Origin of the sequence: Enterobacter cloacae complex sp. IR5402 (genome assembly GCF_049238125.1) — a bacterium.
GTDB lineage: Bacteria > Pseudomonadota > Gammaproteobacteria > Enterobacterales > Enterobacteriaceae > Enterobacter > Enterobacter hormaechei_C.
Map to the genome: position 1 here is coordinate 396,722 of NZ_JBMKHO010000003.1, position 17,726 is coordinate 414,447.

The following is a 17,726-nucleotide window of genomic DNA, read 5'->3' on the forward strand; positions in this document are numbered from 1 at the left end:
AATGAAACTCGAATTCTCAGTTTATCGTTATAACCCGGATGTAGACGATGCTCCGCGTATGCAGGATTACACCCTCGAAGCGGAAGAAGGTCGCGACATGATGCTGCTGGATGCCTTAATCCAGCTGAAAGAGAAAGATCCTACGCTGTCGTTCCGCCGCTCCTGCCGTGAAGGGGTGTGTGGTTCTGACGGTGTGAACATGAACGGCAAAAATGGCCTGGCCTGCATCACGCCAATTTCTGCGCTAAACCGCCCTGGCCAGAAAATTGTTATCCGTCCTCTGCCTGGCCTGCCGGTCGTGCGTGATTTGGTGGTGGACATGGGGCAATTCTATGCACAATATGAGAAGATTAAGCCTTACTTATTGAATAATGGGCAAAATCCACCCGCTCGCGAGCACTTACAGTCTCCTGAGCAGCGTGAAAAACTCGATGGGTTGTACGAGTGTATTCTCTGTGCATGCTGTTCAACGTCATGCCCGTCGTTCTGGTGGAATCCGGATAAATTTATCGGCCCTGCGGGTCTGCTGGCTGCCTATCGCTTCCTGATCGACAGCCGCGATACCGAAACCGAGAATCGTCTGGAAGGGCTAAGTGACGCTTTCAGCGTATTCCGCTGCCATAGCATCATGAACTGCGTCAGTGTGTGTCCTAAGGGGCTGAACCCAACGCGCGCCATCGGCCATATTAAGTCGATGTTGTTGCAGCGCAGTGCGTAAGTAGTGAGAGGGGAGCGCTGTTCCCCTCACCCTAACCCTCTCCCAAAGGGAGAGGGGACAGATTGCAGAAACCTTTAAAAACTGCCCTGAAGTTTAGACAGTTTCTAAAGGTTCCTTCGCGGGCCAAATGAAAAGAGCTCGCAGGTGAACCCCGGCACGTACACGTGGTGTGCGTGGTAGTTTCTACGGCGAAAGTAAGCATAAAAATGCTTAAGGGATCACGATGCAGAACGGCGCAATGAAAGCCTGGCTGGACTCTTCTTACCTCTCTGGTTCAAACCAGAGCTGGATAGAACAGCTCTATGAAGACTTCTTAACCGATCCTGACTCAGTGGACGCAAACTGGCGTTCCATGTTCCAGCAGTTGCCTGGTACAGGGGTCAAACCGGATCAATTCCATTCAAAAACACGTGATTATTTCCGTCGTCTGGCGAAGGATGCCTCACGTTACTCTTCTGCGATTTCCGACCCTGACACCAATGCGAAGCAGGTAAAAGTCCTGCAACTTATCAACGCTTATCGCTTCCGTGGTCACCAGCATGCGAATCTCGATCCGCTGGGACTGTGGCAGCAGGAACGTGTAGCGGATCTCGATCCGGCTTATCACGATCTGACCGAGGCCGATTTCCAGGAAAGCTTTAACGTAGGTTCTTTTGCCATCGGCAAAGACACGATGAAGCTGGGCGATCTGATTGACGCGCTCAAGCAAACCTACTGCGGCTCCATCGGCGCGGAATATATGCACATTACCTCCACCGAAGAGAAACGCTGGATCCAGCAGCGTATCGAATCCGTGGCAGGCCACGCGAATTTCTCAGCAGAAGAGAAAAAACGTTTCCTCAGCGAACTGACCGCAGCGGAAGGCCTTGAGCGCTATCTGGGCGCAAAATTCCCTGGCGCAAAACGCTTCTCACTGGAGGGCGGCGATGCGTTAGTCCCGATGCTGAAAGAGCTGATTCGTCATGCCGGTAAGAGCGGTACGCGCGAAGTGGTGCTGGGCATGGCGCACCGTGGACGCCTTAACGTGCTGGTTAACGTGCTGGGTAAAAAGCCGCAGGATCTGTTCGACGAATTTGCGGGTAAACATAAAGAGCACCTCGGCACCGGTGACGTGAAGTACCACATGGGCTTCTCGTCGGATATCGAAACCGAGGGCGGTCAGGTTCACCTGGCGCTGGCATTTAACCCGTCGCACCTGGAAATCGTTAGCCCGGTGGTTATCGGTTCCGTGCGTGCGCGTCTGGATCGTCTGGACGAGCCGAGCAGCAATAAAGTGCTGCCAATCACCATTCACGGTGATGCGGCGGTCACAGGGCAGGGCGTGGTTCAGGAAACCCTGAACATGTCGAAAGCGCGTGGTTATGAAGTGGGCGGTACCGTTCGCATCGTAATCAACAACCAGGTGGGCTTCACCACCTCTAACCCGCTGGATGCGCGTTCCACCCCGTACTGCACCGACATCGGTAAAATGGTTCAGGCGCCAATTTTCCACGTTAACGCGGATGACCCTGAAGCCGTTGCTTTCGTTACCCGTCTGGCGCTGGACTTCCGTAACACCTTCAAGCGCGACGTGTTCATTGACCTCTTCTGCTACCGCCGTCACGGCCACAACGAAGCGGATGAGCCAAGTGCAACCCAGCCGCTGATGTACCAGAAAATCAAAAAACATCCGACGCCGCGTAAAATCTATGCTGACAAGCTGGAAAGCGAAAAAGTGGCGACGCTTGAAGATGCGACCGAAATGGTCAATCTTTATCGCGACGCGCTGGACGCGGGTGAATGCGTGGTCAAAGAGCTGCGTCCAATGAACATGCACTCCTTTACCTGGTCGCCGTACCTCAACCACGAGTGGGACGAGAGCTACCCGAACAAGGTTGAGATGAAGCGTTTGCAGGAGCTGGCTAAACGCATCAGCACCGTGCCGGAAGCGATCGAGATGCAGTCCCGCGTGGCCAAGATCTATGGCGATCGCCAGGCCATGGCGGCGGGTGAGAAGCTGTTCGACTGGGGCGGGGCGGAAACGCTGGCCTATGCGACGCTGGTTGACGAAGGTATTCCGGTTCGTCTGTCCGGTGAAGATGCGGGTCGTGGCACCTTCTTCCACCGTCACGCGGTTGTGCATAACCAGTCTAACGGTTCAACGTATACTCCGCTTCAGCACGTGCATAACGGTCAGGGCCAGTTCAAGGTCTGGGACTCCGTGCTGTCAGAAGAAGCGGTTCTGGCCTTCGAATACGGCTATGCCACCGCAGAACCCCGCACCCTGACAATCTGGGAAGCGCAGTTCGGTGACTTCGCCAACGGTGCGCAGGTGGTTATCGACCAGTTCATCTCCTCCGGTGAGCAGAAGTGGGGCCGTATGTGCGGTCTGGTGATGCTGCTGCCGCACGGCTATGAAGGACAAGGGCCGGAGCACTCCTCCGCGCGTCTGGAGCGTTATCTGCAACTCTGCGCCGAGCAGAACATGCAGGTTTGCGTGCCGTCGACCCCAGCTCAGGTTTACCACATGCTGCGTCGTCAGGCGCTGCGCGGTATGCGCCGTCCGCTGGTAGTCATGTCGCCAAAATCCCTGCTGCGCCATCCACTGGCGGTCTCCAGCCTGGAAGAGCTGGCAAACGGCACCTTCCTGCCGGCCATCGGTGAAATTGACGAGCTGGATCCGCAGGCCGTTAAGCGTGTCGTAATGTGTTCTGGTAAGGTTTATTACGACCTGCTGGAACAGCGCCGTAAGAACGATCAGAAAGATGTCGCCATCGTGCGTATCGAACAGCTTTATCCGTTCCCGCATCAGGCGATGCAGGAAGTGCTGAAACAGTACGCTCACGTTCATGATTTTGTCTGGTGCCAGGAAGAGCCGCTCAACCAGGGCGCATGGTATTGCAGCCAGCATCATTTCCGTGAAGTGATTCCATTTGGGTCTGCCCTGCGTTATGCAGGTCGCCCGGCCTCCGCCTCTCCGGCGGTAGGGTATATGTCCGTTCACCAGAAGCAGCAACAAGATCTGGTCAATGACGCGCTGAACGTCGATTAATTAAAGGATACATAATGAGTAGCGTAGATATTCTTGTTCCCGACCTGCCTGAGTCCGTAGCAGATGCAACCGTCGCCACCTGGCACAAAAAACCAGGCGACGCGGTAACCCGTGACGAAGTGCTGGTAGAAATCGAAACTGACAAAGTGGTACTGGAAGTACCGGCTTCAGCGGATGGCATTCTGGATGCAGTCCTGGAAGATGAAGGTACGACCGTCACTTCTCGCCAGATCCTGGGGCGCCTGCGTGAAGGCAATAGTGCGGGCAAAGAGTCCAGCGCCAAATCTGAAGAAAAAGCGTCTACCCCGGCCCAGCGCCAGCAGGCGTCTCTGTCCGATCAGACCAACGACGCGCTCAGCCCGGCGATCCGTCGCCTGCTGGCTGAGCACAGCCTCGATCCGGCAGCCATCAAAGGTACCGGCGTGGGTGGCCGTCTGACGCGCGAAGACATCGACAAGCATCTGGCAAAAGCGCCTTCTGAGGCGAAAGCGGAAGCGAAAGCCCCTGCGGCAGCACCAGCGGCACAGCCAGCTCTGGGCGCACGTAGCGAAAAACGCGTGCCAATGACCCGCCTGCGTAAGCGCGTGGCCGAGCGTCTGCTGGAAGCGAAAAATTCCACCGCGATGCTGACTACCTTCAACGAAGTCAACATGAAACCAATCATGGACCTGCGCAAGCAGTACGGTGACGCGTTTGAAAAACGTCACGGTATCCGTCTGGGCTTTATGTCCTTCTACGTGAAGGCGGTAGTTGAAGCGCTGAAACGCTACCCGGAAGTGAACGCGTCTATCGATGGCGATGACGTGGTTTACCACAACTACTTCGATGTCAGCATGGCGGTTTCTACTCCACGCGGCCTGGTGACCCCGGTTCTGCGTGACGTAGATACCCTGGGTATGGCTGACATTGAGAAGAAAATCAAAGAGCTGGCCGTGAAAGGCCGCGACGGCAAGCTGACCGTTGAGGACCTGACCGGCGGTAACTTCACCATTACCAACGGCGGTGTGTTCGGCTCGCTGATGTCTACCCCGATCATCAACCCGCCGCAGAGCGCGATCCTGGGTATGCACGCCATTAAAGATCGTCCAATGGCGGTAGACGGTAAAGTGGAGATCCTGCCGATGATGTACCTGGCGCTCTCTTACGATCACCGCCTGATCGACGGCCGCGAGTCCGTAGGCTTCCTGGTTGCCATTAAAGAGCTGCTGGAAGATCCAACGCGTCTGCTGCTGGACGTCTAGTTTTTGCAGTCTTGCCCGGCGGCGCGTTGCTTGCCGGGCCTACAAAAGCACTACCTAACGATTACCTGAAGGATGGATAGAACACATGAACTTACATGAATATCAGGCCAAACAGCTGTTTGCCCGGTATGGCTTACCGGCTCCGGTGGGTTATGCCTGTACTACCCCGCGTGAAGCAGAAGAAGCCGCGTCTAAAATCGGTGCCGGCCCGTGGGTAGTTAAATGTCAGGTTCACGCTGGTGGCCGTGGTAAAGCGGGCGGTGTGAAGGTTGTTAAGAGCAAAGAAGAGATCCGTGCGTTTGCTGAACATTGGCTCGGCAAGCGTCTGGTAACCTACCAGACAGATGCGAACGGCCAGCCGGTTAACCAGATCCTGGTTGAAGCGGCGACCGACATCGCGAAAGAACTGTACCTCGGCGCAGTCGTAGACCGTAGCTCCCGTCGCGTGGTGTTCATGGCGTCTACCGAAGGCGGTGTGGAAATCGAAAAAGTGGCGGAAGAGACCCCGCACCTGATCCACAAAGTGGCTATCGATCCGCTGGCGGGCCCAATGCCTTACCAGGGTCGTGAGCTGGCGTTCAAACTGGGTCTGGAAGGCAAGCTGGTTCAGCAGTTCACCAAGATCTTCATGGGTCTGGCGACCATCTTCCTGGAGCGCGATCTGGCGCTGATCGAGATCAACCCGCTGGTGATCACCACCCAGGGCGACCTGATCTGCCTCGACGGCAAGCTGGGCGCTGACGGCAACGCGCTGTTCCGCCAGTCCGATCTGCGCGAAATGCGCGACCAGTCTCAGGAAGATCCGCGTGAAGCGCAGGCTGCACAGTGGGAACTGAACTACGTGGCGCTGGATGGCAACATCGGCTGCATGGTTAACGGTGCGGGCCTGGCAATGGGCACCATGGACATCGTTAAGCTGCACGGCGGTGAGCCAGCGAACTTCCTCGACGTGGGCGGTGGCGCAACCAAAGAGCGCGTAACCGAAGCGTTCAAAATCATTCTCTCTGACAGCAACGTGAAAGCGGTTCTGGTGAACATCTTCGGCGGTATCGTACGTTGCGACCTGATCGCCGACGGTATCATCGGCGCGGTAGAAGAAGTGGGCGTTAACGTTCCGGTTGTTGTACGTCTGGAAGGGAACAACGCTGAACTCGGCGCGAAAAAACTGGCTGACAGCGGCCTGAATATTATTGCAGCGAAAAGTCTGACGGATGCAGCTCAGCAGGTTGTTGCCGCAGTGGAGGGGAAATAATGTCCGTTTTAATTAATAAAGATACCAAGGTTATCTGCCAGGGCTTCACCGGTAGCCAGGGGACTTTCCACTCCGAACAGGCAATTGCCTACGGTACGCAGATGGTAGGCGGCGTAACGCCAGGTAAAGGCGGCACCACGCATCTGGGCCTGCCGGTGTTCAACACCGTGCGTGAAGCCGTAGAAGCGACGGGCGCAACCGCGACCGTGATCTACGTTCCGGCGCCGTTCTGCAAAGACTCCATTCTGGAAGCGATCGACGCAGGCATTAAGCTGATCATCACCATCACCGAAGGTATCCCGACGCTGGATATGCTGACCGTGAAGGTGAAGCTGGACGAAGCAGGCGTGCGCATGATCGGCCCGAACTGCCCAGGCGTTATCACCCCGGGCGAATGCAAAATCGGCATCATGCCGGGCCACATTCATCGCCCAGGCAAAGTGGGCATTGTGTCCCGTTCCGGTACCCTGACCTATGAAGCGGTTAAGCAGACCACCGACTACGGTTTCGGCCAGTCCACCTGCGTGGGCATCGGCGGTGACCCGATCCCGGGCTCTAACTTCATCGACATCCTGAAGCTGTTCCAGGAAGATCCACAGACCGAAGCGATCGTGATGATCGGTGAGATCGGTGGTAGCGCGGAAGAAGAAGCGGCTGCTTACATCAAAGATCATGTGACCAAGCCGGTGGTGGGTTACATCGCGGGTGTGACCGCGCCGAAAGGCAAACGTATGGGTCACGCGGGCGCGATTATCGCAGGCGGTAAAGGTACGGCTGATGAGAAATTCGCAGCACTGGAAGCCGCAGGCGTGAAAACCGTTCGCAGCCTGGCGGATATCGGTGAAGCACTGAAATCCATCATTAAGTAAGTCCTCTCTGCTCCCCGTATGGGGCGCGTTGAAGTATAAAAAAATGTCCGTTTCGACATGGTTGGCCGCTGTAAAGCGGCCTTTTTTATTGTCTGCGTTTAGCCACCAGAGTGAATTTATAGTCGTCGGAGTTAAACACGTTGCGACTGTACTCAAATACCCGGCCGTCTTTCAGAAAGCCGCGGGAGACTTTTTCCAGAATCGGTTTCGCCGGATCGAGCGCCAGGGCGGCAATCGCCTCGTCCGATGGCATGACTGGCACCAGCTCCTGCTCGCTGCGATCGATAACCATCTTTTTGATCTGCTCAATGTAATGGTATTTCGACTGTTCCATCACTTCCCAGGTGAGGTCGGGGAACATCGCCAGCGGCATCCATGTCTCTTCCAGATTCACCGGCTTTTCCCTGATGAAGCGTACGCGCTTGACGTGCCAGACCTTATCATCCGGATTGAGCGCCAGTTTTGTCGCGAGCCGCTCATCGGCTTTCACCACTTCGAAGACGCTGACGTCGCTGTGCGTATCGACGTTGCGATCCGCTAACTTTTCGTAAAAGCCGGTGAGCTGATAAATATCGTAATTCACCCGCTCCTCTTTTACATACGAGCCGCTGCCCTGAATACTTTCGATGATCTGCTCGTCGGCGAGCAGCTTCAACGCCTGCCGCACGGTGACACGGCTGACGCTAAACGCCTCCTGAAGGCTGGATTCTGTCGGCAGCGCGTCGCCAGGTTTTAACTCACCGGCATTAATTTTCTCGCGGAACGCATCGGCGATCTGCCGGTACATCGGTTTATTGCCCATTGTGTCGCGCCTTTTTAATACGTTTTCAGGGAATTATGCCTTCAGCGGCGGATTTGTAAATAATACAAATAAGATACAAATTTCGGTGTTAGTGAAAATGATCACATAAATGTCTTATTGGCTCTGCCACAATCCTCCCCAGACAATAACTTTGGATAGGTGAGGATCTTTATGAACCTGACGACTCTGACCGACCCCCGTGCTGTCTGCGTGCAGGCGCAGTTTACCAGCCGTGATGAGGCAATCCGTCAGCTTGCGAGGCGGCTGGTAGCGTTGGGCAAAATAGCCGGCGCCGATACGTTTCTGGCAGAGGTTTTCCATCGCGAATCGCTTGGCCCGACGGCGCTGGGCGAGGGACTGGCCGTACCTCATGGTAAATCAGCGGCGGTAAAGGAAGCGGCTTTTGCCGTGGCCACACTGTGCGAGCCGCTGGCCTGGGAAGGCGTGGACGGACCGGAGGAGGTCGAGCTGATTTTTTTGCTCGCCATTCCTCCCGCACAAGCGGGATCAACGCATATTCAGGTGCTGACGGAACTGACGTCTCGCCTGGCGGATGACGATCTCAGGGCGCGCGTGATGACGGCGACCAGCGCGGAAGCGGTGCTTGCTGCGCTGGAAACGGCGCCTGAGGCGCAAGAAACCGCCGTCGCAGAGAATGCCCCGACGATCGTCTGCGTTACCGCCTGTCCGGCCGGGATCGCCCATACCTACATGGCAGCGGAATATCTCGAAAAAGCGGGACGTAAGCTCGGCGTCAATGTAGTGGTCGAAAAGCAGGGGGCAAACGGTATTGAGGGGCGCATCACCGCGCAGCAGTTGCAGGAGGCAAAAGCGTGTATCTTCGCGGCGGAAGTGGCGATTAAAGAGCGCGAGCGTTTTCAGGGTATCCCTGCCATTTCCGTGCCCGTCGCGGAACCCTTGCGCCATGCGGAAGCGCTCATTGAGCGTGCGCTGGCGCTACAGCCTGTATCCGATGCGCGTCCTGCGCACGTCGACACGGACGCGAAAAAGTGCGTTAAAACCGAACTCAAGCAGGCGCTCCTCAGCGGTATCTCCTTTGCGGTGCCGCTGATTGTCGCTGGCGGCACGGTGCTGGCCGTGTCGGTACTGCTGGCGCAAATCCTGGGCTTGCAGCATCTGTTCGATCAGGAAAATTCGTGGCTGTGGATGTACCGCAAACTGGGCGGCGGGATGCTCGGTATTCTGATGGTGCCTGTTCTGGCGGCCTACACCGCTTACTCGCTGGCGGATAAACCTGCGCTAACGCCAGGCTTTGCGGCGGGTCTTGCCGCCAATATGATCGGCTCCGGCTTTCTGGGGGCCATCGTCGGCGGGCTGATTGCGGGCTACCTGATGCGCTGGGTGAAAAACCACATCCGGCTGAGTAGCCGCTACAACGGCTTTCTGACCTTTTATCTTTATCCGGTGATTGGCGTGCTGGGCGCAGGCAGCCTGATGCTGTTTGTGATCGGCGAACCGGTGGCCTGGATCAATAACGCCCTCACCGCCTGGCTTAACGGTCTGTCCGGCGCGAACGCGCTGCTGCTGGGGGCGATCCTGGGCTTTATGTGCTCGTTCGATCTGGGCGGTCCGGTCAACAAAGCCTCTTACGCGTTCTGTCTGGGGGCGATGGCCAATGGCGTATACGGGCCTTATGCGATTTTTGCCTCCGTCAAAATGGTATCGGCCTTTACCGTGACGGCATCAACGATGCTGGCTCCGAACCTGTTCAAACAGTTCGAAATTGAAACCGGCAAGTCCACCTGGCTGCTGGGGCTGGCGGGCATCACCGAAGGAGCAATTCCGATGGCTATCGAGGATCCGTTGCGGGTCATCGGCTCATTTGTTCTGGGGTCAATGGCGACCGGAGCGATTGTCGGGGCGATGGGGATTGGGCTATCCACCCCGGGCGCGGGCATTTTCTCTCTCTTCTTACTGCATGATGCCGGGCTGGGCGGCGTGCTGGCCGCTGCCGGCTGGTTTGGCGCCGCGCTGATTGGTGCCGCAATCTCTACGCTCATTTTACTCCTCTGGCGACGCCAGGCCGTGAAGAGCGGCACCTACGTGACTGAAGACATAACATCCTAAACACGCACTGACAGGAAACGAAGATGAAAGCTGTATCTCGCGTTCATATCACGCCACATATGCACTGGGACCGGGAGTGGTACTTCACCACCGAAGCGTCACGTATTCTTCTGGTCAATAATATGGAAGAGATCCTTACCCGTCTTGAGCAGGACGCAGAGTATAAATACTACGTTCTCGACGGCCAGACGGCGGTGCTGGAAGATTATTTTGCCGTGAAACCGGAAAACAGGCCACGCGTGAAGGCGCTGGTGGTGGCCGGGAAGCTGATTATCGGGCCGTGGTATACCCAGACGGACACCACCCTTGTCTCCGGCGAGTCGATTGTCCGAAATCTGATGTACGGCATTCGCGACTGTCTGGCCTTTGGCGAGCCGATGAAAATTGGCTATCTGCCGGACTCCTTCGGCATGTCTTCCCAGCTGCCACACATTTACAACGGTTTTGGCATCACGCGCACCATGTTCTGGCGCGGGTGTTCCGAGCGGCATGGTACCGATAAAACCGAATTTCTCTGGCAAAGTCAGGACGGCAGTGAAGTGACGGCACAGGTGTTACCGCTGGGCTACGCGATTGGTAAGTACTTACCGGAGGATGAGGCCGGGCTGCGCAAACGGCTCGACACGTACTTCGAGGTGCTGGAAAAAGCCTCCGTGACGAAAGAAATTTTGCTGCCTAACGGCCATGATCAGATGCCGCTCCAGCAGAACATCTTTGCGGTGATGGATAAGCTGCGCGAAATCTATCCGCAGCGTCAGTTTGTGATGAGCCGCTTCGAGGAGGTGTTTGACCACATTGACGCGCACCGCGATGAACTGGCGACGCTGAAAGGGGAGTTTATTGACGGTAAATATATGCGGGTGCACCGGACAATAGGCTCCACGCGAATGGACATCAAAATCGCCCACGCCCGGATAGAGCATAAAATCGTCAATGTCCTTGAGCCGCTGGCCACGCTTGCCTGGACGCTGGGCTTTGAGTATCACCACGGCTTGCTGGAAAAAATGTGGAAAGAGATCCTCAAGAATCACGCCCATGACAGTATCGGCTGCTGCTGTAGTGACAAAGTGCATCGTGAGGTGATGTCACGCTTCGAGCTGGCGGAAGACATGGCCGATAACCTGACATGCTTCTATATGCGCAAGATTGTCGACAACATGCCGCAGTGCGAGGAAGACAAACTGGTGATGTTTAACCTCACGCCCTGGCCGCGTGAGGAAGTGATTAACACTACGATACGTCTGCGCGCCAGCCAGTTCCGCCTGCTGGACGATAGGGGGAATGAAATCCCTTACTGCCTGCGCAGCGCGCGTGAAATCGACCCCGGCTTAATAGACCGGCAGATTGTGCATTACGGCAACTACGATCCCTTTATGGAGTTTGATATCCAGCTCAACCAGATCCTGCCATCAATGGGTTACCGCACGCTCTATATCGAGCCGCACGTGGCTGGCAAGCTGCTGGCGCCAGAAACAACGTCGGAGGCATTACTGGAAAATGCTTTCTGGGAAATAACGTTAAACGACGACGGCACCCTGCGTCTGCTCGATAAAGCGTCCGGGCTTATCTATGACCGCGCGCTGGAAATAGAAGAGAGCTCGGATGATGGCGATGAGTACGACTACTCGCCTTCACGGGAAGAGTGGAGACTCACTTCCGCGCAGGGCGAGCATGAGGTTGAGGTGATCCACGAGGTCTGGCAGAGCAGGGCGGTGATCCGCCATCGCATGGCGGTGCCGGCGGATCTCGCTGAACGTTCTGCGCGTCAGCAGACGGGAACGCTTGAGGCAGAACTCACGGTCACGCTCAGCCATAACAGCCGACGTATCGACATTGAGGCGCGTCTCGGAAATCACGCGGATGACCACCGTGTTCGGGTGTTGATCCCGACGCCATTCACCACAGACACGGTGTTAGCTGATACCCAGTTCGGTTCGCTGACGCGACCTGTACAGGATGAAGCGATGGCGAACTGGCAGGAGGAGGGCTGGAAGGAAGCGCCGCTGCCGGTGTGGAATCTGCTTAACTACGCGGTGCTCCAGGAACGGCGTAACGGGATGGCGCTGTTTACCGAAGGGTTACGCGAATTTGAAGTGACTGGCGAGCGTCAAAAAACGTTTGCCCTGACGTTGCTTCGCGGCGTGGGAGTGCTTGGGAAGGAAGATTTACTGCTGCGCCCCGGCAGACCGTCCGGGATCAAAATGCCGGTGCCTGATTCGCAGATGCGGGGCCAGTTAACCTGTCGCTTTAGCCTGTTCAGTTTTAATGGTTTGCCCGTCAGTGCTGGCGTTGCGCAGCAGGCGAAGTCGTGGTTAACGCCAGTGCACTGTTATAACAAAATTCCGTGGGATGCGATGAAGCTTAACCGTGCCTCTTTCACCACACCCCGTAGCTATAGCCTGCTAACGCTGGCGCCTAACGGATGCGTACTCAGTGTGCTGAAAAAAGCGGAGGATCGTGACGAGATGATTCTTCGTCTGTACAACCCTTCGGAGACCCGCTCCTGTGACGTGGCTTTGTCTGTGAACCGTGAGGTCCAGGCCTGTTGCGAAACGGACATGAATGAGGTGTACAAGGCGCAAGGGGAAGAGGGCTCAGCCATTACGGGGTCTTTCCGGCCAGGCCAGTCACGTACCTTCAGCATAAAAATTGAAAGGTAATTCTCAAAATAAAATAAAGGCCGCATTCCTGCGGCCTTTATTTCATCAAATAGTCACGAAGGGGTGTTAATTTTAAGATTATTAAAAGTGAATAAAATGTAATCGTTTCGGCAGGTAGCAAAGCGAAAGAAAAATACTGTGAAGCAGATAACATTATATGTTTATCTTCCGGCAAAATGCGTTTTTTCACGCGCGTTAATAAAAATCACAACTGTTTATATTATCCTCTGGCTTTTATAACCATCAACGCCTTTAAATGTACATATCATTAACAAGGTTTTTACTATCCGCACCACAAAGAAACATCATTAACAGCTCTGGCCGTTTTTGATTTAAATCAATGTTTAATCCTTGGAAAAAGGCTCAAAAAGGCGTTAAATTGTTCCCGATCAAAATGGCCGAAAAGTGGTAATTTTGCTATAAATTGATCGCCGTCGAAAAACGTAAATCTGTTTGAATAAAAACCTGTTTATTGTAAGGGTTTTGCAGCGTATTATATTTACGGGATCAATTTGGTTTTTTCTTAACGTATTTGTAACCTTTCATCATTGCTTTTTCCTCATATAGAGAATAAGCAACGAAGAAGGGAAGCAGATAACTTTGTATTGGGGCATGCGTGTGGATCCTTATCTAACGGGGTTCACTCTCGGAGTCTTCATGCGATGAGCAAGGAGTCATAATGTTAGACGTAGTCGAACTGTCGCGCTTACAGTTTGCCTTGACCGCGATGTACCACTTCCTGTTTGTGCCGCTGACGCTCGGTATGGCGTTCCTGCTGGCCATCATGGAAACGGTTTACGTCCTCTCCGGCAAACAGATTTATAAAGATATGACCAAGTTCTGGGGCAAGTTGTTTGGTATCAACTTTGCGCTGGGCGTGGCAACCGGTCTGACCATGGAGTTCCAGTTCGGGACAAACTGGTCTTACTATTCCCACTATGTGGGGGATATTTTCGGTGCGCCGCTGGCCATTGAAGGTCTGATGGCCTTCTTCCTCGAATCCACCTTTGTAGGTCTGTTCTTCTTCGGTTGGGACCGTCTGGGTAAAGTCCAGCATATGGCGGTAACCTGGCTGGTGGCATTAGGCTCCAACTTGTCCGCACTGTGGATCCTGGTGGCGAACGGCTGGATGCAAAACCCAATCGCATCTGATTTCAACTTCGAAACCATGCGTATGGAGATGGTCAGCTTCGCTGAGCTGGTCCTGAACCCGGTTGCCCAGGTTAAATTCGTTCACACCGTGGCGTCTGGCTATGTGTGCGGCGCGATGTTCGTGCTGGGCATCAGCTCCTACTATATGCTGCGCGGCCGTGACTTCGCGTTCGCCAAGCGTTCTTTTGCTATTGCAGCAAGCTTCGGTATGGCCGCGATTCTGTCCGTTATTGTTCTGGGTGATGAATCCGGTTACGAAATGGGCGACGTGCAGAAAACCAAACTCGCCGCAATTGAAGCTGAATGGGAAACCCAGCCGGCACCGGCAGCGTTTACCCTGTTCGGCGTGCCTGACCAGGAAGCGCAGGAAAACCGCTTCGCCATTCAAATTCCTTACGCTCTGGGTATTATCGCCACGCGCTCCGTCGACAAACAGGTGACTGGCCTGAAAGATCTGATGGTGCAGCATGAAGAGCGTATCCGTAACGGGATGAAAGCTTACTCGCTGCTGGAACAGCTGCGCGCCGGCTCTACCGACCAGGCCGTTCGCGATCAATTTAACGACGTGAAGAAAGACCTCGGTTACGGTCTGCTGCTGAAACGCTATACCCCGAACGTCTCTGACGCGACGGAAGCGCAGATTCAGATGGCAACCAAAGACTCTATTCCACGCGTTGCGCCGCTGTACTTCGCGTTCCGCATCATGGTGGGTTGCGGCATTATCATGCTGCTGATCATCGCGGCCTCGTTCTGGTCAGTCATTCGTAACCGTATCGGTGAGAAAAAATGGCTGCTGCGCACCGCGCTTTACGGTATCCCACTGCCATGGATTGCTATCGAGTCCGGCTGGTTTGTTGCGGAATATGGCCGTCAGCCGTGGGCGATCGGTGAGGTGCTGCCAACAGCGGTAGCGAACTCCTCCCTGACCGCAGGCGACCTGATCTTCTCCATGCTGCTCATTTGCGGTCTGTACACCCTGTTCCTGGTGGCTGAACTGTTCCTGATGTTCAAGTTCGCGCGCCTTGGCCCAAGCAGCCTGAAAACCGGTCGCTATCACTACGAGCAGTCTGTTGCGACTACTCAGCCGGCACGCTAAGACAGGAGTCATCAAATGATCGATTATGAAGTATTGCGTTTTATCTGGTGGCTGCTGATCGGTGTTCTGCTGATTGGTTTCGCGGTCACCGATGGTTTCGACATGGGCGTGGGCATGCTCACCCGTTTCCTCGGTCGTAATGACACCGAGCGTCGAATCATGATCAACTCCATCGCCCCGCACTGGGACGGTAACCAGGTGTGGCTGATCACCGCAGGCGGCGCGCTGTTCGCTGCCTGGCCGATGGTCTACGCGGCTGCGTTCTCCGGCTTCTATGTGGCGATGATTCTGGTGCTGGCCTCTTTATTCTTCCGTCCGGTGGGTTTCGACTACCGTTCCAAGATTGAAGACACCCGCTGGCGTAACATGTGGGACTGGGGCATCTTCATCGGTAGCTTCGTTCCACCGCTGGTCATTGGTGTGGCGTTCGGTAACCTGTTGCAGGGCGTACCGTTCCACGTCGACGAATATATGCGTCTGTTCTACACCGGTAACTTCTTCCAGTTGCTGAATCCGTTTGGTCTGCTGGCGGGCGTGGTGAGCGTGGCGATGATCATCACCCAGGGCGCAACCTATCTCCAGATGCGTACCGTAGGTGAACTGCACCTGCGTTCCCGCGCTACCGCTCAGGTGGCGGCGCTGGTGACGCTGGTCTGCTTCGCGCTGGCTGGCGTGTGGGTGGTGTACGGTATTGATGGTTACGTGGTGACCTCCGCGATCAACCATACTGCACCGTCTAACCCGCTGACCAAAGAAGTGGCGCGTCAGGCCGGTGCATGGCTGGTGAACTTCAACAATACTCCTGCGCTGTGGGCTATCCCGGCTCTGGGTGTGCTGCTGCCGCTGCTGACCGTGCTGACGTCTCGTCTGGAGAAAGGCGCTCTGGCGTTCGTATTCTCTTCACTGACGCTGGCGTGCATCATCCTGACGGCGGGGATTGCGATGTTCCCGTTCGTGATGCCATCCAGCACCATGATGAATGCCAGCCTGACCATGTGGGATGCAACGTCCAGTCAGTTGACGCTGAACTTAATGACCTATGTTGCTTGCGTGTTCGTACCGATTATCCTGCTCTACACCACCTGGTGTTACTGGAAAATGTTCGGTCGCATCACTAAAGAACATATCGAAAGCAACACCCACTCTATGTACTAAGTAAGGAGCTGAATATGTGGTATTTCGCATGGATTTTAGGGACGCTTCTTGCCTGTGCGTTTGGTGTCATCACTGCCCTGGCGCTTGAGCATGTAGAAGCGACCAAAGCAGGTGAAGAAAAGCACTAATGAATATTATCGCAACCTTATATGCGGTAATGGATAAGCGCCCCCTGAGGGCGCTTTCCCTCATTATGGCATTACTGCTGGCAGGCTGTATCTTCTGGGACCCGTCGCGCTTCGCGGCGAAAACCAGCGAGCTTGAAATCTGGCACGGCTTCCTGATTATGTGGGCGGTGTGCGCAGGCGTGATTCACGGTGTCGGCTTTCGTCCGAAAGCGCTACACTGGCAGGGCATCTTCTGCCCACTGATTGCCGATCTGGTTCTCCTCGCCGGTTTGATTTTCTTCTTCTTCTGAATAAGAAATGTCCGTTAACGTTATGGGCTTACCATGGCCCATAAAAATTTACTCTCCGTTTACTTTCCCCCATTCCAAACCATCATTCCCGCGCGTATAGTAGCGAAGTTTGAAAGCTCCAACTTTTCTTGTATTACCGGGATGTAAAGTGAATACAACGCTGTTTCGATGGCCGGTACGTGTCTATTACGAAGATACCGATGCCGGTGGTGTGGTCTACCACGCCAGCTACGTTGCTTTTTATGAACGGGCACGCACAGAGATGCTGCGCCATCATCACTTTAGTCAACAGGTGCTGTTGGCTGAGCGAGTTGCCTTCGTGGTACGCAAGATGACGCTTGAGTATTTTGCGCCTGCCAGACTCGACGATATGCTCGAAGTTCAAACAGAAATTACATCAATGCGCGGAACTTCACTGGTTTTCACGCAGCGGATAGTCAATGCAGAGAACACGGTACTGAACTCAGCTGAAGTCCTGATTGTCTGTGTTGATCCAACCATAATGAAGCCTCGTGCGCTTCCTAAGTCTATTGTCGCGGAGTTTAAGCAGTGACTGACATGAATATCCTTGATTTGTTCCTGAAGGCAAGCCTTCTGGTTAAACTTATCATGTTGATTTTGATTGGTTTTTCAATCGCATCCTGGGCCATCATTATCCAGAGAACGCGTATCCTTAATGCCGCCGGCCGCGAAGCCGAAGCGTTTGAAGATAAGTTCTGGTCGGGAATTGAGCTTTCTCGTCTGTACCAGGAAAGCCAGGGACGCCGTGATAACCTTTCAGGCTCCGAACAAATTTTCTACAGCGGTTTCAAAGAGTTCGCTCGCTTACATCGCGCTAACAGCCATGCGCCGGAAGCCGTGGTAGAAGGGGCGTCGCGTGCGATGCGCATCTCCATGAACCGCGAACTGGAAAATCTTGAAACGCATATTCCTTTCCTCGGAACCGTTGGCTCCATCAGCCCGTATATCGGCCTGTTTGGTACGGTGTGGGGGATCATGCACGCCTTTATCGCCCTGGGGGCGGTGAAGCAGGCAACGTTGCAGATGGTTGCACCGGGTATCGCAGAAGCACTGATCGCGACCGCAATCGGTCTGTTCGCCGCAATTCCGGCGGTAATGGCGTACAACCGTCTGAACCAGCGCGTGAACAAACTGGAACTGAACTACGACAACTTTATGGAAGAGTTCACCGCGATTCTGCATCGTCAGGCGTTTACCAGCACCGAGAGCAACAAGGGGTAAAC

Annotated in this window: 14 protein-coding genes; 13 read left to right on the forward strand and 1 reads right to left on the reverse strand. The window is 54.9% G+C overall.

Annotated features, from left to right (window positions below):
• Position 1: 1 nt before the first annotated feature.
• The 5 genes from sdhB (at position 2) to sucD (ending at position 7,111) form a co-directional block, all read left to right on the forward strand.
• Positions 2-718 (forward strand): succinate dehydrogenase iron-sulfur subunit SdhB, encoded by a 717-nt coding sequence (gene sdhB / locus ACOTXL_RS08175; protein ID WP_003858617.1) that lies wholly within the window; start codon positions 2-4, stop codon positions 716-718.
• A 223-nt stretch (positions 719-941) separates the two neighbouring features.
• Positions 942-3,749 carry a 2-oxoglutarate dehydrogenase E1 component gene (gene sucA / locus ACOTXL_RS08180; protein ID WP_003858615.1) on the forward strand — a complete coding sequence of 936 codons (2,808 nt, stop codon included), beginning with the start codon at positions 942-944 and terminating at the stop codon, positions 3,747-3,749.
• 14 nt (positions 3,750-3,763) lie between these two features.
• Positions 3,764-4,990, forward strand: coding sequence for a 2-oxoglutarate dehydrogenase complex dihydrolipoyllysine-residue succinyltransferase (odhB, locus tag ACOTXL_RS08185; protein ID WP_003858613.1), 1,227 nt, complete (start codon positions 3,764-3,766; stop codon positions 4,988-4,990).
• Between the two features lie 85 nt (positions 4,991-5,075).
• Positions 5,076-6,242, forward strand: coding sequence for an ADP-forming succinate--CoA ligase subunit beta (gene sucC, locus ACOTXL_RS08190; RefSeq protein ID WP_003858611.1), 1,167 nt, complete (start codon positions 5,076-5,078; stop codon positions 6,240-6,242).
• Positions 6,242-7,111 (forward strand): succinate--CoA ligase subunit alpha, encoded by an 870-nt coding sequence (gene sucD, locus ACOTXL_RS08195; RefSeq protein ID WP_003858609.1) that lies wholly within the window; start codon positions 6,242-6,244, stop codon positions 7,109-7,111. Before sucC ends, sucD begins: the two co-directional genes overlap by 1 nt.
• Positions 7,112-7,196: 85 nt before the next feature.
• Here the strand turns inward: sucD and ACOTXL_RS08200 are convergent, their stop codons facing one another.
• Complete coding sequence (locus ACOTXL_RS08200) at positions 7,197-7,913, reverse strand: GntR family transcriptional regulator (protein WP_003858607.1); 717 nt, start codon at positions 7,911-7,913, stop codon at positions 7,197-7,199.
• Between the two features lie 171 nt (positions 7,914-8,084).
• On the opposite strand from ACOTXL_RS08200, the gene mngA reads away from it, so the two are divergent.
• The 8 genes from mngA (at position 8,085) to tolQ (ending at position 17,724) form a co-directional block, all read left to right on the forward strand.
• Positions 8,085-10,001, forward strand: a complete 1,917-nt coding sequence (mngA, locus tag ACOTXL_RS08205) for a PTS 2-O-a-mannosyl-D-glycerate transporter subunit IIABC (RefSeq protein WP_045350541.1) — start codon at positions 8,085-8,087, stop codon at positions 9,999-10,001.
• 23 nt (positions 10,002-10,024) lie between these two features.
• Complete coding sequence (mngB, locus tag ACOTXL_RS08210) at positions 10,025-12,661, forward strand: mannosylglycerate hydrolase (protein WP_045350540.1); 2,637 nt, start codon at positions 10,025-10,027, stop codon at positions 12,659-12,661.
• 679 nt (positions 12,662-13,340) lie between these two features.
• Positions 13,341-14,909, forward strand: a complete 1,569-nt coding sequence (gene cydA / locus ACOTXL_RS08215) for a cytochrome ubiquinol oxidase subunit I (protein WP_003858601.1) — start codon at positions 13,341-13,343, stop codon at positions 14,907-14,909.
• Positions 14,910-14,924: 15 nt separating this feature from the next.
• Positions 14,925-16,064 (forward strand): cytochrome d ubiquinol oxidase subunit II, encoded by a 1,140-nt coding sequence (cydB, locus tag ACOTXL_RS08220; protein ID WP_003858599.1) that lies wholly within the window; start codon positions 14,925-14,927, stop codon positions 16,062-16,064.
• 14 nt (positions 16,065-16,078) lie between these two features.
• Positions 16,079-16,192 (forward strand): cytochrome bd-I oxidase subunit CydX, encoded by a 114-nt coding sequence (gene cydX, locus ACOTXL_RS08225; RefSeq protein WP_003858598.1) that lies wholly within the window; start codon positions 16,079-16,081, stop codon positions 16,190-16,192.
• Positions 16,192-16,482 (forward strand): cyd operon protein YbgE, encoded by a 291-nt coding sequence (gene ybgE / locus ACOTXL_RS08230; protein WP_003858596.1) that lies wholly within the window; start codon positions 16,192-16,194, stop codon positions 16,480-16,482. Before cydX ends, ybgE begins: the two co-directional genes overlap by 1 nt.
• 148 nt (positions 16,483-16,630) lie before the next feature.
• The gene (gene ybgC / locus ACOTXL_RS08235; protein ID WP_003858593.1) at positions 16,631-17,035 is read left to right on the forward strand and encodes a tol-pal system-associated acyl-CoA thioesterase; all 405 of its coding nucleotides are present in this window, start codon (positions 16,631-16,633) and stop codon (positions 17,033-17,035) included.
• Positions 17,032-17,724 (forward strand): Tol-Pal system protein TolQ, encoded by a 693-nt coding sequence (gene tolQ, locus ACOTXL_RS08240; RefSeq protein ID WP_003858590.1) that lies wholly within the window; start codon positions 17,032-17,034, stop codon positions 17,722-17,724. Before ybgC ends, tolQ begins: the two co-directional genes overlap by 4 nt.
• Positions 17,725-17,726 lie beyond the last annotated feature (2 nt).